Below are 25,530 nucleotides of genomic sequence, written 5' to 3'. Positions count from 1 at the left end.
TTTAAATTTTCCAACCTGAATGCAGCGCTGCAATCGCACCGGTGAGATTGCGGTACGATACCCGCGAAAACCCCGCATGCTTGATCATATGGGCAAAATCATCTTGCTTAGGAAATTTGCGGATAGATTCAACCAAATAACGATAAGCATCGCCATCATTTGCGATAAATTGACCCAGCGTAGGGATAGCATGGAAAGACCAAAGATCATAAATTTTATCGAGCCAAGGCATCTCGACATTTGAAAATTCTAAACATAAGAAACGTCCACCGGGCTTTAAAACACGAAAAGCTTCTCTAAGAGCTTGATCAATATGAGGAACATTGCGAATTCCAAAAGCAATCGTGTAAGCGTCAAAGCTTTGATCTTCAAAAGGTAGATTTTCTGCATTGGCTTCAACAAAATCAATCAGAGGGGCAAGACCATTTTTTTGTGCGCGTTTTTTGCCAACGCTGAGCATTGAGCCATTAATATCAAGTACTGTAGCATGGGCTTTTTGGCGTGAAGCATTAAGAATACGAAAAGCAATATCACCTGTACCGCCAGCGACATCAAGAACTTTCCAATGAGAAAGTGCTGGTGGGGAAAGCCAAGCAACCATGGAATTTTTCCACACACGGTGTAGCCCTAAGGATAAGATATCATTCATCTTGTCATAATTTTCAGCGACAGAATGAAACACACCATCCACCATGGATTGTTTTTGCGTTTCATCTACTCTTGTAAAACCAAAAGAGTGCTCCATGCCACCCTTGGTTCCTACACGTTCTGTTTCAATTGCCATGTATATGATCTTCCTTATTTTTCTTTTATCGTAAATGAAATAGAGAGGGAATGTTCAACTACGAAAAAACAACGTATAAAACTACGACATTTACACAGCCAAAAACAGAAGAGTACCTTTAGATATCAAGATTGGCAACGTTTAAGGCATTGTCTTGAATAAAAATACGTCTAGGTTCAACTTCATCACCCATGAGACGAGAAAAAAGTGAATCTGCATCGGTTGCATCATTAATTTTTACTTGTAAAAGAGAACGTGCATTGGGATCAAGCGTTGTTTCCCAAAGTTGTTCAGCATTCATTTCCCCAAGACCTTTATAACGTTGAAGAGTAACACCTTTTTTACCGTTTGTAAAAATGCTTTCTAAGAGGCTCATAGGACCAAAAATACGCTCTGTTTTATCTTTGCGACGTAAAAGAACAGGAGGATGATATATGTCGATAAAATTTTGGGAAATGCGATCAATTTGACGTGCATCAGTTGAATTTATAAGTCCCACATCAAGCGTAACAACATCTTTAACACCACGCAAAATACGCTCAAAACATAAACTTCCATCTGCTGTATATTGTCCACTCCAACCTTGTTCCATATCATCAGCAATCAGATTAAGGCGGTGTGCTATAGTATCTGCTATTTTTTGCGCTTTTTCTTGTGATGCAAAGACTTCAAGATTAAAAGCGCCAACAATTGCTGCTTGTTCAACAATATTACGATCATAACGGGTATGAAGACCATTTAAAAGTTGACGTAATATACGAGCATCTTTAGCGAGTTGATACAAATCAGCCCCTGCACGAACTTCTCCCGTTGAAAGCTCAAGCGTTGTTTCTTCTAATCCAGTATCGATCAAGAATTCTTCAAACGCTGCTTCATTTTTAATATATTGGGAAGATTTTCCACGCGATACTTTATAAAGAGGAGGCTGAGCAATATAAAGATGACCACGTTCAATCAATTCAGGCATTTGTCTAAAAAAGAAAGTAAGCAGCAAAGTTCGAATATGGGCTCCATCAACGTCCGCATCCGTCATGATAATAATCTTATGATAACGTAATTTATCCGGTGAAAATTCATCTTTACCGATAGACGTTCCAAGAGCTGTAATAAGTGTTCCAATCATATCAGATGAGAGCATGCGGTCGAAACGTGCTCGTTCAACATTGAGGATTTTACCACGAAGGGGTAAAATTGCTTGATTTTGACGTGAGCGCCCACTTTTTGCTGAACCGCCAGCCGAATCCCCCTCGACAATAAAGATTTCTGATTTTGCAGGATCACGTTCTTGGCAATCGGCAAGCTTTCCTGGCAGAGAAGTGATATCAAGTGCCCCTTTTCGTCTTGTGAGTTCACGTGCTTTGCGCGCTGCTTCACGTGCTGTTGCAGCTTCTACCACTTTACTAATGAGAAGTTTTGCTTCATGAGGATGTTCTTCCAGCCATACTGAAAGACCTTCATTGACCAAATTTTCAACAATAGGGCGCACTTCAGAAGAGACTAACTTATCCTTTGTTTGTGAAGAAAACTTTGGATCAGGAACTTTGACAGAAAGAATAGCTGTTAATCCTTCACGGCAGTCATCACCGGTTAAGTTCACTTTTTCTTTTTTAGCAATACCTGAAGATTCAGCATAGCCATTAATTTGGCGCGTAAGGGCACTTCTAAAACCTATCAAATGAGTTCCACCGTCACGCTGAGGAATATTATTGGTAAAACACAAGACCTTCTCATGATAGGAATCATTCCACCATAGGGCAACATCAACGCTCATACCATCCTTTTCACTTGCAATATAAATAGGATTATCAAGCAGGGCTTTTTTTGATTGGTCAATATATTTGACAAACTCCGTTAATCCACCTTCATAATGCAATTCAACTGATTTAATATCAGCATGACGCTCGTCAACAAGAAGAATATAAACCCCAGAATTTAGAAAGGCTAATTCCCGTAAGCGGCGCTCCAAAGTTTCAAAATCAAACTCAACCATAGTAAAAGTTTCAGAACTTGGTAAAAATCTGATTTCTGTTCCACTTTCTCTATCGCAATCGCCAATAACTTTTAATGGAGCATCAGCTACCCCGTGGGTAAATGATATTTCATGAATTTTACCATTGCGTTTGATTTGCAATTTAAGCCAAACGGATAATGCATTCACAACAGAGACACCAACACCGTGTAATCCGCCTGAAACTTTATAAGAGTTTTGATCAAACTTTCCGCCGGCATGAAGCTGTGTCATAATAACTTCAGCTGCAGAAATACCTTCTGTTGGATGGATATCTGTCGGAATTCCACGTCCATTATCACGAACAGAACAAGAACCATCAGCATGGAGCGTGACGTTTACAAGAGTAGCATGACCGGCTAGAGTTTCATCAATAGCATTGTCTACAACTTCATAGACCATATGGTGTAAACCCGATCCATCATCAGTATCACCGATATACATACCAGGACGTTTGCGTACAGCATCAAGACCTTTGAGAACTTTGATAGAAGCGGCATCATAGTTATTGCTTTGTACTGGTGAGGTTATTTCATCACTCATAAGTTAGTCCATTCCTGTGTTCAATTTACAATATTTTATCCGCTTTTTTCAAAGCTCAATGTTCTGATCAGTTATTTATGGAATAACCACATTAAATATTTACCGTATATCAGATCTAGATTCAATATCTGTCGATATATAATGGAGAGAATGATGAAATGATAGTGTACTGTTATGCTGTAAAACACGAGGGCGGTGATATAAGGCGAATAAACACTTTTGACTTATACAAAAAGTTGTTTCATAAAACGATGCTATTTACTTTGTTTATTTTTGCATATGCGTAATGTTTTAAAATTAGTTATGCATTTTTGTGTTACTCTAACAGAGGTCTTACTTGTTTTATCCATAAATCAATTTTCAATCCTAATTCTACCATATATTTAAAACAAAGGTTACGAGCTCTCTAAGCAGTTCAAACTTTTGTATGTTAGATTGAGGCGAAAATATTGTGTATATTGGTTTGTGTCATCTTTAAAATGTGAAAAAAGCCTCATTTGAGGAAAATATAAACGCGTAAATATAAAAACACGTTTCCACGATCATCTTTTATATTCAACTTTACAATTTTAAAAAACGTCTACGGTGATGTTTTTGAATAATGAGGGTGATGACGCATTATCTTACGCTTTATGTTTTTCTCATTCCTGTAATGGAGGTTACGTCCCTCATTTAAAACAAAGCACCATTGCGCTGATATTCTCGCACTTTTTTAAGGAACATCTCTCAATGTTTCCAAACTCATTTTACAACGATGTTTGAATAATATAGCGCAAAATACCCTGTGAATACTACAAGATTCATGTCTCCCACCTTTCCCATCTTGACAATAAAGCACAAACCAGAATCATCATTTTATTTTTCAACTCTTAAATGTTGATGCAACCTTAATGTTGAGAAAAACCTCGGCATTTGAGGGGTATTTTTACTCTTTTCTTCAATAGTATCTATATACTTCCCTAGTTGTGATACGCAAGGAAATGGTCTTAATATTTTAAGATACGCGAGATATTTTGATAAAATAAAGTGTGCCACTAAAGTATATACAGCTTATTTCTTATATTTAAAAAATTAAATCACCTTTCTCTAAAATTACCTTTTATATATTTATTTTGGAAAATTAACATCAGAAATCTAAGCATTTTCAATGGTTTCAAAAAAAATATATGAAAACTGTTAAATTTTTTAACAGTTTTAAAAAATAGCAAGAATTTTATTTATTAAACGCCAGATATTTTGGTGAAGTGCGTTAGATAATAGTTAAGAAGAGTTGCATCTTAGTTTTGAAAAATGGGGGAGAGATTTTGAAAATAAAAAAATCTATATATGTAAAACATCTTCAATTGCGTTTACGGTATCTTTTATTCAATAATCCATACAATATTTTTATTCGTATTTTATTTGTAGCAGGGGGGGTTCTATTTTCCTCTTACGCAGAAGCTGAAAGGCTGCCTTCTTTTTTTGATTCGCATGAACACTTGGTACAACCTGATACAACGGATATCTTTCGTTTGCGTTTTGTAACAACTTTTGATTTTCCTCCTTTTAATTTTATTGATCAAACGGGGCATCTTGCAGGTTATAATATCGATTTATTGCGCGCTATTTGTTCAAAATTAAAATTAGAGAAGCTTTGTGAAGTAGAAGTGATTCCTTGGAAAGAGCTTGTAGAACATGTTGAAAATGGTGATGCGGAAGTCATTATTGCGGGTTTAAAAGAAACAAGTAAAACCCAGCAAGATCTTGTTTTTACAAAGTCATATTTACGTTTTCCAGCGCGATTTGTTGCTTCTCGACGTTTAAATCTCGATGCGCCAATAAGCGATCAATTGATACATTTAACCAGTGGTGTTTTGTCTAAAAGTGTTCACGAAAAACTCTTTCAACATTATTTTCCTAAAGCCAAATGGCAAGGATTTAAAAAGAGAGAAGAGCTCTATAAAGCGTTACAAGAGCGTAAAATTGACCTTATTTTTGATGATGGATTTGCTTTATCATTATGGTTCAAAAAACAAAAATCTGTTGATTGCTGCCATTTTGTTGGGGGGGCATATATGGCGCCACAGTTATTGGGGCAAGGAATGCAGCTTGCTGTTGCAAAAAAGAATGAAAAATTGGTTGATATACTCAATTATGCGCTGAAATCACTAGAAGAAGATGGTAAACTTACAGAACTTTATTTGCGTTATTTTCCAATAAGTTTTTATTGATGAATAGTTTTTTAATTAAGGGCTGTTAATCTTTCTGCGCCTAGTCGATAGGAAATAGCTTCTGCGAGATGATAGCGTGAAAGAGTATCTGATCCGTCAAGATCAGCAATTGTGCGTGCAACTTTGAGAATGCGATGATAAGCGCGTGCAGAGAGGTGCATTTTTTCACTCACATCTCGTAAGAGTATGGTCGCACTTTTATCAGGAATGGCAATCTGTTCTATAATTTTGGCAGGGCAATCGCCATTGGTACGAATATGATCAAACCCCATTGTTGAAAAACGTTTAGCTTGAATGGTACGGCATCGTGCGACGCGTTTGGCAACGTCGCAGCTTTTTTCTGATTGTTCTGGTTGCATAAGGTCCATAGCTGTCAAAGCAGGGACATCAATCCGTAAATCAATTCGGTCAAGCAGAGGACCAGAAATACGGGACTGATAATCGATTTGACAGCGTATTCCTTTAGGGCAAACATGGTCTTTTTCGCCTGCCATACCACATCGGCAAGGATTCATTGCGGCAATGAGTTGGAAGCGAGCAGGATAGCTAATATGGTGATTAGCGCGGGCGATAACTGACTCCCCACTTTCTAAAGGTTGACGAAGAGAATCAAGAACCTGCGGAGAAAATTCAGGCAATTCATCAAGGAATAACACACCATTATGGGCAAGGGAGACCTCTCCCGGTCGTCCTTTAAGCCCCCCACCAATCATTGCGGCCATGGAAGCAGAATGATGTGGGGAACGAAAGGGGCAATGAAGTGAAATGGTATTATGAACCGTTTCTCCTGTAATAGAAGCAATCAGAGAGACATCTAAAAGCTCACGGCTATCAAGAGGTGGCAAAATGGAAGGTAAGCGTTGCGCTAACATAGATTTCCCAGCACCAGGGGGGCCTACAAACAAAAGGTTATGGCGTCCAGCAGCACAAACTTCTAAGGCACGTTTGGCTGTTTTTTGTCCTTTGATTTCGCAAAGATCTGGAAGTTCAGTTTCGATAGTATATTGGCGCGGTTGTGGACGTTTTTGAATTTGGGTTCCTTTGAAATGGTTGACTATAGTGAGCAGAGTCTCTGGAGCAAGAATATTTATTTCTGCATTTGCCCATGCTGCTTCAGGTCCACATTGGAAGGGACAAATCAGCCCTTTATCGAGTGATAAAGCTGTCATGGCGGCTGGTAAAACACCATTAACAGCGGTAAGCGAACCATCCAGTGATAATTCTCCTAAAATGATATAGTCTTGTGCTACTTCAGGAGGGAGGATTCCCATAGCAAGCATTAAGCCTACGGCGATTGGCAAATCATAATGCGATCCCTCTTTAGGCAAATCAGCTGGTGCAAGATTAATCGTAATTCGTTTAGTAGGCATAGAAAGTCCACAAGCGTGGAGGGCTGCTTGTACACGTTCACGGCTTTCTGCAACTGCCTTATCAGCTAATCCAACAATAGCCATTCCTATTTTACCAGACGAAATCATAACCTGTACATCGACAGGGACTGCTTCTAGACCGCGAAAAGCAACAGTTGTAATACGTGCGATCATTTATTTATTTTCCCCCTTTAGACTTGGTAGAGACAATCATATCTATTTATAAAAATCAAGAAGCATCTCTATGGTTTTTTTTATAGAGAGATCTATATACATGGGCAGTTTTTAGCGTTCTCATGGAAAGTCATTTGTACAAATTTAACCATGATAATATGGGACGCAATAAAACATTTATAATAAGCTAAATAAATATGTTAAGAAAAAAAGAATGAGGCTGTTCGTGTTATACAACAGTGCAGAATTTTATGAAAATATAAGGGGAGGGTGACGTTATGTATCGCAGAGTGTTATTTGATGTGATAAAACGCGTAAAATGTGCAAAGTAATTATATTTACCTTTCTTATTTTTATATTATTTAAAGCGTAGTAGAGGCAAAGTGTATTATAAGGTATCTGATTTTATGGTATACCAGACAAGAGTTTTGTTAAAATCAGGGACTGTGCGCTGTGTCTTTATAGGCTTGTGTTTTTCTTTTTCTTTTCCACAGCCTCTTGCTGCATTTGATTTTTTCGGCATTCCTCTTTTTGGTAAAAAGAAAACAAATTCTCCTTCACATTATGCAAAAAGTACAGAGAGATTTTATAAAGTTGATGTTGTTGCACCGCCAGGTGCGCCATTAGAAGGTATAAAAATAGTTAAATCTGTTTCTTCTCTTGTTGCTGATAAAGAGAAAGCATCCGCCAGTTCTTCTGGTTTGCTAGCCAAGGCGCGTTCAGATTATCGAGCAATTCTTTCTGCTCTTTATGCTGATGGACGCTATGGTGGTGTTATTAGTATTAAAATTAATGGTTTAGAAGTCGCTGATTTAAGTCCGGTAACTCAACTTCCAGCACAATCGAATATCGTTATTACAATTAATGCTGGTCCACAATATGTTTTTAGTATTGCCAATATTGATAAAGTAGCTCCGTTTGAAAAACGTAAAGCGCATAAAATGCCCACAATTGAAGAATTGGGCTATAAAGTTGGGGCTATTGCTAAATCTGAAACCATTTTGAAAGCAGAAAAATGGGCGATAGAAGGATGGCGGCAACAAGGTTATGCTAAAGCTAAAATTATGAAGAGTGAAGTCGTGGCTGATCATGCTACATTGCGTGTTGAAGGACGGATTGTTGTTGGTCCTGGACAAAAGGCTCATTATGGTCCTTTAAGTGTGCGTAATATAAGTAAGAAACCACGTGTAGATTCAGCTTATATCGCGTGGATGACTGGATTGAAACCAGGGCAGATATACGATTCCGATGCGTTAGCTAAGGCAAATGAACGTCTTGCGCGCCTTGGTGTTTTTCGTGCTATCAATATACGTGAGGCTGATACTATTAATCTAGATGGTAGTTTACCGCTTATGCTTGTTGTACAAGAACGTAAACCGCGTCGTTTTGGTGTAGGCGGTAGCTATTCAACATTAGATGGTGCTGGTTTTGAGACTTATTGGATGCATAACAATCTTTTGGGTCATGCAGAGACTCTTAAAATTGAAACAAAAATAAGTGGTGTTGGTAGCAATAAAAAGCAATCATATAATTTTAAAAATTTTGATTATCTTTTCGGTGGCACGTTTATAAAGCCTGGGGTACTCACGCCAGATACAGATCTCAGGTCAGAATTAAAAATACAACAAGATGTTTTAGAAAATTATACGACAAAAGCCATCAAAGGAAAATTAGGTATTACGCATATTTTCAATGGTAATCTATCGGGACAGGCTGCTGTAGAAGTTTCAAATGGTTATTCACGTGATATCTATTTTGGGAGCCGTAATTTTACAACAATCGGTTTCCCTAGCGGCTTGATTTACGATAGTCGTAATAATAAGTTTAATGCAACAAAAGGTTTATATGGTGAAGTTTTCATTGAGCCTTTTTATGAGATGCGTTTTAGCAACTTTGTTGCAAAAGTAACAGCAGAAGGTCGTTCTTATTGGGCGTTGGATGAAGGGGATCGTTTTGTTGTTGCTGCGCGGGCAAAGCTTGGTACAATTCTTGGGAATGATACAGCACAAGTACCCGCAAATACGCTTTTTTTTGCTGGTGGTGGGGGCTCTGTTCGTGGTTATGCTTACCGTAATATTGGTATCAAAATAGAAAATGATGCGGTTGTTGGTGGACGGGCGCTTATTGAGGGATCGGCAGAATTGCGTGTTTCTTTAAATGATAAAATAGGGGTTGTCGGTTTTCTTGATGGAGGTTTAGTAGGGGAAAAGGCGAATTTTGATTTTTCTCAAAAAATTAAATGGGGAGCCGGTATAGGAGGACGTTATATGACGGGTCTTGGTCCTTTACGCGTTGATTTAGCCTTTCCTTTAAAGAGAGAGAAGGGTGACCCTCGCATTGGTTTTTATGTGGGTATAGGGCAAGCATTTTAATGAAAAAAGGTGTACGTTTATCAGCTTTCTTCTTTGTATTTTTGTTTTTTGGGGTGGGTGGTTTTGTTTTTGCGCAAAGAGGAGACATTCTTCCCTCTAGCGAAATGAAAACAGATGATCGCTCATGGTTTGTTTCTTTAATTGAACGAAAGCTTTCAGCGCCTAATCGTCAAGTTCGTTTACACAATATGCAAGGGACACTGTCTTCTCAAACATCAATTGATACTATTACTGTCAGTGATAAAAAAGGGGTTTGGCTTAAAATTACCAATGCTAAAATGGATTGGAATCGTCTAGCATTGCTGAGAGGGCGGATGGATATTAACCAGCTTTCGGCAGAACAGGTTACATTCTTACGCAAACCGCAAGGCAATTCTTCTTTTGTTTCTTCCCTTGAGACGGGTAAGTTTTCTTTACCAAAATTGCCGCTTGCTCTTTCTATCAATACGCTTACTGCTCAACATGTGACATTTGAACAGAATCTTTTTGGTTTTTCTGCTGATATGTCCTTAAAAGGCAATTTCACCTTGGCTAGTGGTAATTTTGATGTCGATATAGCGGCGCATCGTTTAGATGCACCGGGTTCTTTTTCTGTTCTCACCAAGATATCTGATAGTAATCGTACAGCTCAAATTGATATTTCTGCTAACGAACCACAAAATGGTATTTTGGCAAATATTTTTAACATTGAACAATGTCCAGCATTAAATCTCGTCCTGAAAGGTGATGGTACTTTTGATGATTTGGTTATCAAACTTTCTTTAGAGTCTGATCATCATTCTATTGTAGATGGTAATGTTATTCTTGCAAGTGTTCCAGAAGGACAGAGTTTTTCTACGAAACTAGAGGGAACACTGAGCCCTTTAATACCTTCTCAATATCGTAGTCTCTTCGAATCTAATATAACATTAAAAGCAAAGGCAAGAAGAACAAAAGAAGGTGTGACACACCTTGATCAGATGGTTATTCAGAACAAAGCAATGAACGTTATAGCCAATGCTGAAATAACCGCCGATGGATTTTTGCGACGGCTTTTTGTTGATGGAAAAATGGCTCTTGATAACGAAAAGGATTCTGTTCATTTACCTATATCAGACGTGCCAAAATCTGCGAATACTCTTGCTTTGAACATTGATTATGGTCGCGAAGGTCAACAATCTTGGAGTGGGCGGTTGGTTGTAAATCATTTAAGCAATAAAAATATTTATATTCGCGATGCAATTTTTGATATGGGAGGAGTAAGCGAAAATCTTGATAATGCAGCTTCTCGTCATGTTGGTGTTCAGGTTAAAGGGACGCTTCAAGGGGTTAAAAAGATTAAGGGAGCGTTAGTAGAAAATTTAAGCCAAGCGGTTCATGTGCATTTAGATACGGATATTGTTTCGAACAAACCAATTTTGATTCATGATCTGAGTGTTACGGCTCAGGGTTTTTCTTCTTGGTTAAAAGGGACAATGGAGAATTTTATTTTTAAAGGCGATCTCGGTTTAAAAGCTCAAACATTAACTCCTTTGGAAGTGTTCAGTAAACAATCACTTTCTGGTAGTGCAGATATTAAAGCCAAAGGAACGATCAGTTTATTGAGTGGTATTTTTGATCTCCAATTATCAGGAATGGCTGACGATATGAAAATAGGCATGCAGTCTTTTGATCGTTTATTCAAAGGAAACATCACTCTTTCAGGTGGTGTTACTCGAAATACGAGGGGTGTCATTTTTCGTCATTTTAATTTGAAAAATCAATATACAAACATAGAGGCTAATGGTTATTTTTCAGATGAAAGCGCTAAAATGGATCTATCTGCTCAAATATCTGATTTGTCCAAATTAGATCCAAAGATAAGCGGTGCGCTTACAATTCAAAGTACGGCGAGAGGGCGCAATAGCCATATAAAACTAAATACACGTGCCCATATTGCTGAAGCATTAATTGTAGGGAAGAAACTTCAAAACACAACACTTAACATAGATGCATTTGTAGATAATACAGCACAAATTACTTCTTTAACGGGGGTGGTAAAAGGTGAAGGGATTTTTGCTAAGAAACCTTTGCATGTATCGGCCTCTTTTGAAGATTCTCATAAAATTCGAAAACTTAAAAATATCAATATTAGAGGGGAAAGTGCAAAAATAACGGGTGATCTTTCTCAACAACTTGGCGGTTTTTTGAAAGGAGCGCTGCATATTGATGCCGATGATATTTCCGTACTTTCAGCGTTATTTTTGCAGGATGGTAGTGGAAAAGTAAAAGGAGATTTTATTTTTGATGAACAAAATGGCAGACAAAAAACCAATGTGAAGGCGCATGTTAACCATTTGAATTTTTCCAAGAATAAAATAAAAAAATTGGCAATAGATGCTGACATATTCGATCCTTTTGGCATGACTCAGTTTGAAGGAGTTATCAATGCAGAACATATTCAAACACCTTTGGTAATGGTCAATCGTTTAAATGCTCACGCTGATAGGAATAATGGACAAACGGTTTTTACTGTCCAAGCGATGTTGCATGATACTCTCAATGCACGGCTTTCTGGTCGTTTAATGGTTGAGGAACTTCCAGAAAGTATAAAACGAGAAGTGCAAATTGAAACTGTGGACTTAAAACAACATACGTTTCATGCAACATTGCCGAAGCCATCCATAATTGCTTTTGATAAAGATGGAATGACAATCAATGAATTAGGAATTGCAATAAATGGAGGCAACATCATCTTAGCAGGGAATATTCAAGATACCATGAATTTGCAACTTACAATGAATGCGCTTCCTGCTGCTTTAGTCAATCTGTGGAAATCTGATCTTGGAGCAGCAGGGAGTGTAACAGGGCAGGTTATGATTCGTGGTCATTTAAAAAAACCTAATATAACTTACGATATAAAAGGTGAGGGACTGACAACCGTTGCTTTTCGAGATAAAAAAATTATGCCTTTTTCTCTTTCTGCTACGGGGAACACTGTAGATCAAAATCTTACTTTGAATGCAAATTTAACAGGAGAAGGAGTACAAGCACAAGCTCAGGGGCATGTATCTCTAGAGAAAAATGCGCTTGATCTTCATATTAATTTGCAAAATTTATCTGCACGTTTGGCGAATGGTTTTATTGCAGGACAAGCGCTTGATGGGACAGTGATAGGTAAAGTTGATATTGGTGGAACAATGAAGGATCCATCTGCTCATTTTGAGCTTTCTAGTCAAAATTTAACCGCTATGACGCATAAAGGACCGATGTCAATCAATATAAATGCTCGTGGTTCTTATAAAAAATCGACATTTCATATTGAAAATATGATAGCTACTGGAGATAAAGGATTAGATCTTTCCATCCATGGGCCTGTGTCTCTTAATGGTTCAGAGGCAAAATTAAACGTTAAAGGGATAATGCCTCTTGATTTTGTTAATCTCTTATTAGCCAAGCGTGGTGCACATATAACGGGTACAGCAAGAATTGATACAGCTCTTAATGGGGCGTTATCAAAGCCACAATTGTTAGGAAATATTTCTATAGGCGACGGTAGCTTTTTTGATTCACAAACAAATGTAGGATTGAATAATATAAAGCTTGAAGGCAAATTGAAAGGTGATCATATCCTTATAGAGAAAGCTTCAGCTTCTTCGTTTGAGGGGGGGGGAATTTCTGCTTCAGGTCGTATCTCTAATAGTCTAGAGACAGATTTGATATTTCATCTTGATAATGCCAATTATAATGATGGTTCTATGATTCTGGCAACATTATCAGGTGAGATGACAATGACAGGTCATTTTTTAAATAATCTTGTTCTTGGTGGTGATATCATCGTTGAAAAAGCTGAAGTTTTTGTTCCTGATCATTTTAAAAGTGCCAAGTTTCTTGATGTTAGAAATAAGAATTTAACTAAATCGATTCAAACAACACTTGAACGTGCTGATGTTAAGAACACGAACAAAAGCAAAAGCCGTATAGTTACACAAGAATCGTCATCTGTCGTGCTATCAAATATGCGTATTACAGCACGCAATCAATTTTTTGTACGCGGAAAAGGCTTAGATGCTGAACTGGGAGGACGCATTAATCTAGCAGGTCCATTGAATGATGTGCATCCAGTTGGTGAATTTAGAATGATTCGTGGACGTTTTGATATCCTGTCGCAACGTCTTAATTTTGATCAAGGACAAGCGAGTTTTAGTGGTAATCTTAATCCTACGGTTTATTTTGTAACCAACAATAACAGTGGTGATATTCGCGTCACTGTAACTGTAAGTGGGACGGTTGATAATCTTGATATTAATTTTTCTTCACAACCAAATTTGCCTCAGGATGAGATTTTGGCTCGTTTGATTTTTAATCGCTCTCTTAATGAATTATCACCATTTCAGATTGCTCAACTTGCAGCAGCAGCGGCTGATCTTGCAGGTGCTTCTAATACATCTTTGTTGAATACTTTACGAACTAAAATTGGACTTGATGATCTTGATGTTATCGTTAATGAGAAGGGTAATACAGGCTTACGTATTGGACGCTACATACACAATAATATTTATTTGGGCTTTGAAGCAGGGTCTGATGGAACGACGAAAGGGACAATTAATTTAGATATTTCGCGTCATCTCAAAGCTAAAGGTGCTATAGGAAATGAACAAAATTCTAGTATAGGTCTCTTTTATGAAAGAGATTATTAAAGATTGAATTTTAAAAAAACAATTTCTTCGTTTTTTGTCTTTCATTTCTAAATCTGAGGAAGGAGGCATAGACTAGAAATCCTATAAAAGAAGAAGCTTTTTGTTGAGGCGTGAAGAGATATATCTGAAATATTCGATTTTTTGTTATGCTATTCTCTAAAGGGACAAAATCTTCACGAAAGATAGTATGTTATTTTGCTGCTATATATTTATTTTAGAGAAATACCTTACCTTGTTTTCAAGCCCATATCGTGCTGTTGCCTAAAGAATGTAGTGTGTGCAATATATTGATTTATAAAGATAATTTATTGTTATTCAACTTGAATTAGAACTTTGAATATCGTACGAATCTCTTTCGTATTGAATCAATCAAAACCATTCGGCTTGTATGCTACAAGCGGGGAATCCTGTGTGGATAAAACTATTAAGAAATGACTAAAAATGCCTCTTATGAATCATCTCGAGAGCTAAGAGCTGTCGCAACATTAGGGACTGGCAGAATAGTGTGAATGGTGCCGGTTTATTACTCCATAAGCGTAAAGATAGAGGGGTTAATGGATTTATCGTTATACAGTTCACGAATGTTATCGCGAAATGGGCTTAGGGAAGACTTTGAGAGAGGTCTCTTTAAAACAAGTACGTGAATTTGCAACACAATGGCATTCTGTTTTTACGTGAAGGACATGATTCCATTAAAGACCGTCAAAAGCATGAGGCAAGCAGAGAATTCATAAGATATCGATTTTATTGTCAAACGCATTTAAAGCAATATTTTTTAATAATAAAAATTACCTATTATTTTAGATTTTTGTTTATTGTGTCTTGAATGAGATCACTTTTCTTATAACGAATAGCTCCCCAAACAGAATACTCCAAAATATAACATTATTGTGTTGCAAGTTTATGTACTTGTTTTAAAGGAACATTTCTCAGTGTGCGCTTGAGTCTATTTCATAAGATTGCTTGTGAAATGGTATAAAGTACCTCTTATGAATGGTATAAAATCTACACTACCGTTATTAATAAAGGTATAAGTATTTGCTAAAGCTATAAGCCGGCATTATCATTCTATTTTCCAGCTTTTCATGTTGCTGACAATCTTTTCACTTGAAAGTGTAGAGGTATTTTTATTGCTTATCTTAAGAGTTTTTATGCATATACCAATATCTCTTATGACGTACAACAAGCGCTTTTGATTGATTCATCATAAATATAAAGAAAATTTGCAATAAGCAAATTACATCTTATCTTTTGCATTCAACAAAACAACGAGTAAAGTTTTCATCTAAATCCAAGAATTTTATTTTCAATAAACCATAAATTCTTTACCAATTCTTGATTGAAGTAATGCTTTTTCTTGATAACAAGTCTTTTTTTATAAATGGAGCATTACCTTCTATCCATTTTTTATTTCAAATCTTATTTAAGGATCTAGAAATTAGGAGGTATGTTTTTTGAACTGGATATTATGAAGTTTTTTATAAAACCCATTTTCTTTTGCTAGCAATTCTTTTTGAGTACCTTGTTCAATTAGTTGTCCATTTTGTATGACCACAATTTTATGAGCACGAGCAATCGTTGAAAGGCGATGAGCAATAATGATCGTTGTGCGTCCTTTAGTAAGATGGTGAATGGCTTCATTAATTTGTGCTTCGGTGTGTGAATCGAGCGCACTTGTTGCTTCATCAAGAATCAGAATTTCACTATCGTGAATCATTGCTCTAGCGATAGCGAGTCGTTGTTTTTGCCCCCCTGAAAGATTACAGCCATTATCACCTATCTGTGTATCATAACCATTTGGCAAACTCATAATAAAGTCATGAGCATTTGCTGCTTTTGCTGCTTCGATAATTTCGTCATCACTAGCCCCTTCTTTTCCAAGCCCGATATTATATTTAACAGTTCCTTGAAAGAGAAAAGTATCCTGTCCTACATAGGCCATCAGGTTTCTCAGAGAGCGAAATGTTGTGTAGCGAATGTCTTGATCATTAATCAATATGCGTCCTTTTGTGGGGTCATAGAGGCGCATAATAAGGTTGATAAGGGTTGATTTTCCCGAACCGGATGGTCCCACCAATGCTGTCATTTTTCCGGCTTCTATTTCTAGATTGATGTCTTTCAATATCATTTTGTTATTAGTGTATGCAAAAGAAACATGTTCGAAACGAATAGTTCCTTGCGTTTTATTCAGATCTTTAGCTTCTTTATGTTCTACAACTGTAAGGGGACAATCGAGTATTTCAAACATCGTACGGATATTGACCAAGCCAGATTCAATTTTAACACGTACATTTGCTAGTCTTTTTGCGGGTTCATAAGCTAAAAGTAAAGCAACAATAAAGGACATAAATTCACCTTGAACACCTGCGCGTTGGGTTGCAAGATAACCGGAAAAACAAATAATACCTGCAATGGCAACACCCGTGAGTGTTTCCATAATTGGATTGGTAATAGCTTCGAGTGTTGCAATACTGTTTGTTTGTTTTTCAACATCACAAATGGCTTTGTCCATCCGTTTTTTCATGACTTCTTCTAGTGAAAAGGCCTTGATGATTCGAATACCAACAGCCGTTTCCTGTACGATTTTGATAATTTCACCAAGTGAAAGGAGCTCTTTTTCCATCAAGCTGCGAACGCGTTTTAAAGCCATTCGAACGCCTAAAAAAGCTAGTGGTCCTACGATTAAAGTAATGGAGATTAACACAAAGTTTTGAATGAACATGACAAGCAACAGACCACTAACGGAAAGCAAATCACGTACAAAAGTTGTGATAATAGTATCAATTATATTACGTACGGCTGTTGCATTATGAGTTACACGAACAAGAAGATCAGATGAAGTATTATTATGATAAAAAGAGACTCCTTGTTCCATAAGTCGTGCAAAAATTTTACGCTGTTGTTCAGCAATGATACTGTTGCCTGCTTTGTTTAGAAAGTAAGTTTGGAAAAAAGTTGCAACTCCTTTGAGAATAAAGATAAAAGCAATGAAGCTAGAAATCAAAACAATCATAGGAAAATTTTGTGCATCAATAATCTGATTAACAACATCCCGCATAATCCATGCACTGGTTGCTGTGGTACAAGAAATGATGATCATTGAGAAGATAGCCGCACTGTACCAACGCATATGTTTACGAAAATTTTCTCGTAAAAGGCGGATAATAAGATGTTTGTCGAAAGAGGAAATTTGTTTTTTAGCCATGAAGTGCTTCTATATTCTCTCATTATTTTATGCAAGATTGAAACACTCTTAATTAAAAAGCCCCTTAATCTTTTTTACAAAAATAGTCTTTTCTTTCAAGGCTCATCATATCAATTTCACGACGGCGAGAGTGAAGAATGTAGTGCAAAGTTTCTGTAAAAGGTATAACGAAAATTCGTTGTTCATCATTATTTTTAGTTTTCAATAAAAGATACCGGCGAGTTTCACTATTGTATTTACCAATTTCCGTATTGTGATAGCCTTTGGCACTTGAAATGGCTCACAAAAAACATTTCTGCTTTTTTAATAATTTTTTATGTATCATCTCCATTTGTGATGTGTAAGCAAACAATTTCGCCGCATTGCATAATAAGAGTGCTTGAAATAAGAAGGCCTTACGATGTTTGAGCTTTCTCATTTAATATGCAAAATAACGAATTCTTCTTATAAATCGATCAAGCATTATTAAACTCTTAAAAGGCTTTATACACATTTATAAAACCTTAAAAGCACCACAAAAACTCTATGTGGTGCTTCTAAAAATACCATACGCTCATGCTGATGAGTTGCATGCGAATATTATTCCAATGCAAAACTATTTAGGTGCTATCACCATCATCATTTGCCGGCCTTCAAGCTTTGGCTCCAATTCGATTTTGGCAATTTCACTTGTATCTTCTTTCACACGCTGAAGAAGCTTTAATCCAAGATCTTGGTGAGCCATCTCACGACCACGAAAACGCAAAGTAATCTTTACTTTATCACCATGATCAATAAAGCGATGAACAGCCTTGAGCTTGACTCCATAATCATGGACATCAACATTTGGGCGCATCTTAATCTCTTTGATTTCGATGACTTTTTGCTTCTTACGTGTTTCAGCAGCTTTTTTTTGGGTTTGATATTTTAATTTTCCCAAATCGATGATTTTACATACGGGTGGCTCTGCATTTGGTACAATCTCAACCAAATCAAGTCCCGCATCTGCAGCCATAGCAAGAGCTTCTTGTATCGCAACAACTCCCTGATGTTGTCCCTCATCATTGATAAGCTGAACATGAGGTACCCGAATATCCTTATTTGAACGTGGTCCGTCTTTTTGGGTAGGTGTCATTTTAAACGGTTTACGAATGGTTTATGCTCCTTAAATTTTGATTCAACTACAGTTAATTTAATATACAATTATGCACCTAAAAACAACTATAATTCGTGTTATTTTCATTATTTGATTTATTACTTTTTGGAATGATTTAGATTATAAAAGTTTTCTCTTAATTTAAAGAAATTGTTTTATGGAGGATAAAGAATCATGGATCAACATATTCCTTGTCAGTTTTTTTCGTTTGAGAACACCACACTTGCAGTACGCTATCGCAAGGGGCGCCAATCTCCAGGTTTGGTTTGGCTTCCTGGCTATCAATCCGATATGTTGGGAAGTAAGGCAACGTTAGTTGATCAGTTTGCTCAGAAGAATGATTTGTCTTGTTTACGTTTTGATTATTCTGGACATGGAGAATCTGAAGGTGATTTTTTTCAAGGAACAATTTCGCGTTGGGTTAAGGAAAGTTTAGCGACTTTTGAAACCTATTGTGAGGGTCCACAAATTTTGATTGGTTCCTCTATGGGTGGGTGGATTGCACTAAGGCTTGCTATGATGCTAGCACAGAAAAATAAGAAGCTTGCTGGCATGATATTGATTGCTCCAGCGCCTGATTTTACACAAACATTGGTGGAACCCAAATTAGGCCCAGAAGAATGGAAGATTTTGGAAGAAAAAGGCTATATTGAACGACCTGCTGTTGATGATACAGAGCCAATGCCCTTTACAAAAAAATTAATTGAAGATGGGCGCAAAAATTGTGTTATGAAAGGATGCATTGATGTTGGGTGTCCAGTCCATATTCTACAAGGGATGGAAGATGAAGATATTCCCTATCAGCATACATTGACTTTACTTGATCATTTACCTCTCCATGATGTAACGTTGACACTTGTTCGTGATGCAGATCATCGCTTTTCTCGTCCACAAGATTTAGATTGCCTTGAAACAGTATTGAGATCTTTTATTAATCAGATTAATGCAAAATAAGGGGTACATTTATTGATGAAGATAAAAATATATGAGCATTTCTAAGCAGCATTTTATTTTTTCTGATCGCTCTGTACCTGTACGGGTGCGGGAAAATAAGTATGCACGCCGTCTTACCTTACGTATTGATGCCAGCAGTCAAGAGATTTGTGTAACAACACCACCAGCGATAAGTCTCTGTACGATTCAAAGTTTTATTGAAAAGCATCGATCTTGGATTGAGGCACGTCTTGCTCGTTTACAAATCTCTCATGAAAATGCTTATCTCAAAGAGGGGGCAATGATTCCTTTATTAGGTGTTTCCCATACCATAAAGCATAGAGAAGGGCGTGGGGTAACAGAAATCCTTACAGCAGATGCGGAGCAAGGACCTAAAATTATTGTTTATGGTCAATTAGAATACCTCCCAAGACGCATTGCTGACGTTTTGAAAAAACAAGCAGCACTTATTATAACACCTTTGGTGGCACATTATGCCCATAAAGTAGAGCGTAAAGTCAAATCAATTTGTTATAAAGATACGAGAAGTCGTTGGGGATCTTGTTCAATAGATAAGCGTCTTTCTTTTTCTTGGCGCCTTGTTATGGCACCAAAAGAAGTTGTGGAATATGTTGTTGCTCATGAGGTTGCTCATCTTGTTGAAATGAATCACGGACCAAGATTTTGGGCTCTTTGTGAAGAGCTATGTCCTGATAGTAAAACGTACCGTGCTTGGTTGAAGGAAAATGCCCATAGATTGCAAGCAATTAATTTTGATTCATATAATTTAGAGGCGTAAAAAACTTTCAAATGAAGGCAACATTTAACGGAACTTTTTGTTGAGTGTTTTGTTGTGTGTGTGCTTGCTCATTTATAATGAGGAAGCCATTGAAGCTCTCAGCACGATTGTTCTCCCCTGCTTGGTTTGCTGAGTGTCTTCAATGTTTTTTCTTTATCTTTTTTGTAATTCAGCGTAATAACCTTAAGTTCCGATGACTTATAAAAAATGGGAAGGGACCTTATGCCTGTTCTTACAGATCCACTTCAGCTACTAAAGAGACTTATCCGTTGTCCTTCTGTTACACCTCATGAAGCGGGGGCTTTATCAACTTTGGAACAATTTTTGAAAAAAATGGGATTTCACGTCGAGCGCCCTATTTTTACGGATAAAAATACAGATAATGTTGAAAATCTTTATGCAAAAATGGGAAATGAAGGACCCCATCTTATGTTTGCGGGTCATACAGATGTCGTACCACCAGGTGCATTGGAAGATTGGACTTATTCACCTTTTGAAGCTGTCATAGATCAGGGGAAATTATATGGGCGGGGTGCTGTTGATATGAAGGGCGGAATCGCTTGTTTTATTGCGGCGCTAGCGCGAGTTCTTGAGAAACGATCCATTAAAGGAATGGTAAGTTTTTTGATTACCGGTGATGAAGAGGGACCTGCTGTTAATGGTACCGTCAAACTTCTCAAATGGGCAGAAAAAAAAGGCGAAAAATGGACTGCGGCTCTTGTGGGGGAACCAACAAGTGTAAAGACTGTTGGGGATGTCATCAAAATCGGTCGCCGCGGATCGATTTCTGGTATCATTACCGTGAAAGGTCGCCAAGGTCATGTTGCTTTTCCAGAGCGGGCTGCTAATCCCTTGCCTTTGGCAAGTAAGCTTATTCAAGCATTGACACAAACTGCTTTAGATAAAGGGACAGAGAATTTTCAACCCAGTAATCTAGAGCTAACAAGCATCGATACCGGTAATTTAGCGGTCAATGTTATCCCAGCGCAGACAACAGTTCATTTTAATATACGCTACAATGATCTTTGGACAAAAGAAACACTGATGAAGGAAATTGAAAAGCGTCTTGCTTTGGTGCAATCAAAAAACAATGGTGACCAATATCCCTCTTATCAGCTTGAATGGATTCCAAGTTTAGGAGATGTTTTTTTGACCAAAAATGATAAACTCATTCAAACTTTATCCAATGCTATTAAAAGTGTAACAGGGAATATACCAGAATGTTCCACTTCTGGTGGTACTTCAGATGCGCGATTTATTAAGGATTATTGCCCAGTGGTTGAATTTGGCTTACCAGGGCAAACGATGCATATGGTAGATGAGTGTGTGGCCCTTGATGCAGTGGAAACTCTTACTACTATTTATGAGCGTTTTATTATTGAATTTTTTGCATAAAGAAAAGATTTTTGGTTCAAAAATACCTTTATCTTGTTGAGCTATAAGATATTGACATTTAAGGTGTGGTGATATGAGTCTCGTAAGACTTAATATATTAAGTGGTTTTAGAGTAAGTGATGAATATTCTTAAGTTGGGATTCTTGCCTGTAGAGTTTTTAGTTAAGTGAATTACATAATTGGAAAGCCAAGAGAGACCTGCTTGAAGAAGTAGAACTGTTTAGACCATATTGGATTGAAAATATTCGTTCTTTAAAGTGTAGAAAGGAAGTCACACGCAATCATATATGGAAAACAATGAATATTATATCATCATTGTGTGATGACAGGTTGAAGCCATAAAGACACACAAAAACATGCTGCTATTGTCAAAAGTTCGTACAACATAAATGCGCTCATTCACAGCTCATGTTTTGATATGTTTTCTGCACTCTCATAAAAGGTACTTCTTGTTCCAATTAGACTCTCTTAGAATAAAGCCTATAGGAAAAGCGCTTTAAGTTTGTTTTATTTCATATATTTTGCCATGCTTTTTTTGTCCCCAAGAACTTCCGTTGCAAAATCATTACGAGATAGAAGGTGAGCTTATTTAATCAGCTTGAATCTTGGTTATGATAAAGATACACAGAATTTTTTGTAGCAGCACGTTGACTTCTTGAGCCAAGGATTGTCCTAGTATTATTCTCAATTTTTTAATAAAATAACCTTAAAGGACGCGTACAGATACTCATAAGCATTATGCATACAAGTAAGATCATATGGAATTAACATCGTTTCGCTCGCTAACAAAGCAATCTCGATTCATATCGGGTATATTTGCCATTTGAGTGCATTATTTGTTTAATAAAGCTCGTGATTTTGCTGTGACCTATAAATCAATACCAATCATACAGCCGCGTATCTCAAATAAATATTGGTTCAGTACTTTTTGCGATAACCGCTTTTACATGCCAGAATAGGATAAAAGTATTGCGTATATCTATTTTTTATAATCTCTGAAACAGACATACAATTTCATTGAGGAAAAATATAAAGGTATAAAGGTGAAAATCAGCGTGCTTTTTTACTTTCTTTTTTATTCGGCTTTACGGTTTTCAAAAGTAAATAGAGTAAGATCTTTTTAAATAATCAGAAATTGATGCATGGTTTCATGCTTATTTCTATGGTTCTTTTAATGGTGCCACGATTTCATAAAGAAAAAATACATTATCGTGTTATGCATTCACGTATTTGTTTTAGAGGAATTTTCTCAATGTTTGTCACATTTGTGCTACTACGGTGCTTATGAATGTTGTAATATAAAATCTATAATGCCTCCCCATCTTTATGTTTATGAAAAATAAAGTTAGAGCACCATACACTTTCTAGCTCAAAATATTGCAATAGCTTTTAGCACTTAAGAGTGTTCATAAGAGGCCTTTTTACTCCTTTTTTATAGTTTTTATCCACATGCTTCTCTATTTTTAAGGTGTAAGCAAATGGCGATAACTCACTTGCTATAAATAGTTTTGAAATGAGAGAAGCTCACAATATTCTAATCTCACCTTGCTATGAAAAATGATAATTATGATTAAAATAAGTATGTTGTTATAAAAACTTTAATTTGCAAGTTGGCTGATGATGTGATCAAGAACAATACGTCCTTTGGTTGTTGCTTTTAAGCGTTGGTTATCCACCATTTCTATCAATTCTTGGTGTTGTAAATCGATCAGTTTTTCCATTGGGATACGTTTAGGGCTTAAGGTTTCATAGCGTATAAGTTCTAAGCCTTCGCAAAGGCGTAATCCCATAAGGAGCATTTCATTTGCCTGTTGTTCAGTGGTTAAATGTTCCGTTTCAATACAGCCATGTCCTGTTGTTTCTACCAAATTAAGCCACTGCTCGGGATGCTTTTCATTTATTGTGACATAACGTTCGCGGTTTTCAAGGTGTGATGACAATGTTTTTGAACAGAAAGAGGAATGATTCGATGCGTGCTCAATGAAACGTCCATGTGCTCCTGGACCAAAGCCTGCATATTGGTGATAACGCCAATAAAGAAGATTGTGTGCTGATTCGGCACCGGGCATTGCATGGTTTGAGATTTCATAGGCAGGAAGTCCATGTAGTGCCGTTATTTCTTGAGTAAGATGATACAGATCTGCTGCTAGCTCTGATGGGGGAAGGATAAGTCTTCCTGCATCATGAAGCCGTTTAAAGGCGGTTCCTTCTTCGATCGTCAATTGATAAAGAGAAAGATGGTCCGCTGCTAAATCAATTGCTTGCACAAGTTCAGATTTCCATTGTTCAAGGGTTTGTTCGGGGCGGGCATAAATGAGATCAAAGGATAAACGTGGAAAAATTTGTCGTGCTAAAGCAATGGCACAAAGAGCTTGTTCCACATTATGGAGTCGGCCAAGTTTGCGCAATGCTTTATCATTGAGCGCTTGTATCCCTAGAGATAAGCGATTAACACCTGCCGCACGGTATCCACGAAAGCGCTCTGCTTCCACACTGGATGGATTAGCTTCTAATGTAATTTCAACTTTATCATCGACTACCCATTTTTTTGCAAGTGCTTGCAATAGGGCATCGACAGTTTGCGGCTCCATAAGGGAAGGGGTTCCTCCACCAATAAAAATACTTGTAATATGGCGTGGGCCTATTTTGTGGTATTGCGTTTCTATTTCGCGCTTAAAGGCGGTGACAAAACGTGGTTGATCAACACCATGGATGCGAACATGCGAATTAAAGTCACAATAAGGACATTTAGCTGCACAAAAGGGCCAATGAATGTAAATGCCAAAAGGTTCTTTCATGAGAATGCTAAAAGGTTTTCTGCCAAAAGTTTGAAAGCACGTGCGCGATGTGAAAGAGGGGGAATATCATTACGTTTCCAGTTGTGTTTTTGCTCTGTTGACATTTCTCCAAAGGTATTTTCACATCCATCGGGTAAAAAAATAGGATCAAAACCAAAGCCTTTATCTCCCCGTGGAGGCCAAATGAACGTTCCTTCAACGCATCCACGGAAGTAATCTGCATGAGCATCAGGCCATGCAATGCAAATGACGGATATAAAACGGCATTTCCGTTGACTTTTTTCTCGTGCTCCGACTTTTTGGAGTTCATTTTCTATTTTTTTCATAGCTTTTGGAAAATTACGTGTACCATCGGCTTGAATTGCCCAATCAGCGGTATAAACGCCTGGCGCACCCTCCAATGCATCTACCTCTAAGCCTGAATCATCAGATAGGGCAGGAAGTCCTGTTTTTTTTGCTGCTGAAAAAGCTTTAATATAAGCATTTTCTTCAAATGTTTTTCCCGTTTCTTTTGGTTCTGGCAAGCCCAGTTCTTTTGCCGATTGTATTATTAAACCGAAAGGCGTAATTAAAGTAGTGATTTCATGCAATTTTCCGGTGTTATGTGTAGCAATGACAAGTTTTTTATCTGCTATGCTTCTCATATAGATTTCTCCAAAAATGAAAGGGGAATTATTTTTGTGCTAAAAACCGACTTTAATGCTCATACACACACATTTTACATGATATGATTATTTTACACGTTTAATGATATTTTATTCCAATAAAATTTTTTATCTTGTATGAAGATAACCTTGCAAAGATATGAAAGACATGTCTTTATTTATGATAGCATTTTTATGGTAAATTTCCAATTTCCTGCTTGCTCTAAAGGGTGAAATTTTCTATCTACAGCGGTTTTTAATCAATCTAGATTCTCTTGATAAGTCCCTACAGCAGACCACTTTACAGATCAACTCTTATCTTAAATATTTCTCACACACTCTAACAAAAAATATTTCCTGCGTAATTTATCAAGCATCACTCTGAAAGGTAGCATTTTACAGCTCAATAGGATAATATATTTTTATACTACTTTAGACTATTTGACCAAACCTTGGCAAAACTTATATAAGAGATGAGGATTTTAAAAGTAGTGAAACAATT

Annotated in this window: 13 protein-coding genes; 6 read left to right on the top strand and 7 right to left on the bottom strand. The window is 37.1% G+C overall.

Annotated elements, in window-relative coordinates; all coding sequences use genetic code 11:
* Position 1: 1 nt before the first annotated feature.
* Together ubiE and gyrB are read right to left on the bottom strand one after the other, a co-directional pair.
* A complete protein-coding gene (ubiE, locus tag ACFIJZ_RS00550) occupies positions 2 to 784 on the bottom strand; it encodes a bifunctional demethylmenaquinone methyltransferase/2-methoxy-6-polyprenyl-1,4-benzoquinol methylase UbiE (RefSeq protein ID WP_273790210.1) in 783 nt (260 codons plus the stop codon).
* A 118-nt stretch (positions 785 to 902) separates the two neighbouring features.
* Positions 903 to 3,335: a DNA topoisomerase (ATP-hydrolyzing) subunit B gene (gene gyrB / locus ACFIJZ_RS00545; RefSeq protein WP_273790211.1), complete on the bottom strand. Its 2,433-nt coding sequence runs from the start codon at positions 3,333 to 3,335 to the stop codon at positions 903 to 905.
* A 1,304-nt stretch (positions 3,336 to 4,639) separates the two neighbouring features.
* Here gyrB and ACFIJZ_RS00540 point away from each other — a divergent pair.
* Positions 4,640 to 5,545 (top strand): transporter substrate-binding domain-containing protein, encoded by a 906-nt coding sequence (locus ACFIJZ_RS00540; RefSeq protein WP_375630587.1) that lies wholly within the window; start codon positions 4,640 to 4,642, stop codon positions 5,543 to 5,545.
* Positions 5,546 to 5,556: 11 nt separating this feature from the next.
* On the opposite strand, the gene ACFIJZ_RS00535 is transcribed toward ACFIJZ_RS00540, so the two are convergent.
* Complete coding sequence (locus tag ACFIJZ_RS00535; RefSeq protein ID WP_375630585.1) at positions 5,557 to 7,089, bottom strand: YifB family Mg chelatase-like AAA ATPase; 1,533 nt, start codon at positions 7,087 to 7,089, stop codon at positions 5,557 to 5,559.
* 407 nt (positions 7,090 to 7,496) lie between these two features.
* Between ACFIJZ_RS00535 and ACFIJZ_RS00530 the strand changes: the two genes are divergently transcribed.
* Both ACFIJZ_RS00530 and ACFIJZ_RS00525 read left to right on the top strand, forming a co-directional pair.
* Positions 7,497 to 9,461 (top strand): autotransporter assembly complex family protein, encoded by a 1,965-nt coding sequence (locus tag ACFIJZ_RS00530; protein ID WP_375630583.1) that lies wholly within the window; start codon positions 7,497 to 7,499, stop codon positions 9,459 to 9,461.
* Positions 9,461 to 14,119 carry a translocation/assembly module TamB domain-containing protein gene (locus ACFIJZ_RS00525; protein WP_375630581.1) on the top strand — a complete coding sequence of 1,553 codons (4,659 nt, stop codon included), beginning with the start codon at positions 9,461 to 9,463 and terminating at the stop codon, positions 14,117 to 14,119. Before ACFIJZ_RS00530 ends, ACFIJZ_RS00525 begins: the two co-directional genes overlap by 1 nt.
* A gap of 1,438 nt (positions 14,120 to 15,557) precedes the next feature.
* Here ACFIJZ_RS00525 and ACFIJZ_RS00520 read toward each other — a convergent pair.
* On the bottom strand, positions 15,558 to 17,324 hold the full coding sequence (locus ACFIJZ_RS00520) for an ABC transporter ATP-binding protein (protein ID WP_273790216.1): 1,767 nt from the start codon (positions 17,322 to 17,324) through the stop codon (positions 15,558 to 15,560).
* A 595-nt stretch (positions 17,325 to 17,919) separates the two neighbouring features.
* On the bottom strand, positions 17,920 to 18,438 hold the full coding sequence (gene infC / locus ACFIJZ_RS00515) for a translation initiation factor IF-3 (RefSeq protein ID WP_273790218.1): 519 nt from the start codon (positions 18,436 to 18,438) through the stop codon (positions 17,920 to 17,922).
* A gap of 195 nt (positions 18,439 to 18,633) precedes the next feature.
* On the opposite strand from infC, the gene ACFIJZ_RS00510 reads away from it, so the two are divergent.
* The 3 genes from ACFIJZ_RS00510 (at position 18,634) to dapE (ending at position 21,586) form a co-directional block, all read left to right on the top strand.
* Positions 18,634 to 19,413, top strand: coding sequence for an alpha/beta hydrolase (locus tag ACFIJZ_RS00510; RefSeq protein ID WP_375630579.1), 780 nt, complete (start codon positions 18,634 to 18,636; stop codon positions 19,411 to 19,413).
* Positions 19,414 to 19,444: 31 nt separating this feature from the next.
* Positions 19,445 to 20,191: a M48 family metallopeptidase gene (locus tag ACFIJZ_RS00505; protein WP_273790220.1), complete on the top strand. Its 747-nt coding sequence runs from the start codon at positions 19,445 to 19,447 to the stop codon at positions 20,189 to 20,191.
* A 222-nt stretch (positions 20,192 to 20,413) separates the two neighbouring features.
* Entirely contained in the window at positions 20,414 to 21,586 is a 1,173-nt protein-coding gene (gene dapE / locus ACFIJZ_RS00500; RefSeq protein WP_375630577.1) for a succinyl-diaminopimelate desuccinylase, read from the top strand.
* A 1,598-nt stretch (positions 21,587 to 23,184) separates the two neighbouring features.
* Here the strand turns inward: dapE and hemW are convergent.
* Positions 23,185 to 24,384 (bottom strand): radical SAM family heme chaperone HemW, encoded by a 1,200-nt coding sequence (gene hemW / locus ACFIJZ_RS00495; protein ID WP_375630575.1) that lies wholly within the window; start codon positions 24,382 to 24,384, stop codon positions 23,185 to 23,187.
* Positions 24,381 to 25,028, bottom strand: coding sequence for an RdgB/HAM1 family non-canonical purine NTP pyrophosphatase (gene rdgB / locus ACFIJZ_RS00490; protein WP_273790223.1), 648 nt, complete (start codon positions 25,026 to 25,028; stop codon positions 24,381 to 24,383). The genes hemW and rdgB overlap by 4 nt, the downstream gene beginning before the upstream one ends.
* Positions 25,029 to 25,530 lie beyond the last annotated feature (502 nt).

The organism is Bartonella sp. CL70QHWL, assembly GCF_042194855.1.
Lineage (GTDB): Bacteria > Pseudomonadota > Alphaproteobacteria > Rhizobiales > Rhizobiaceae > Bartonella.
This window is presented reverse-complemented; position numbering and strand designations above follow the sequence as displayed.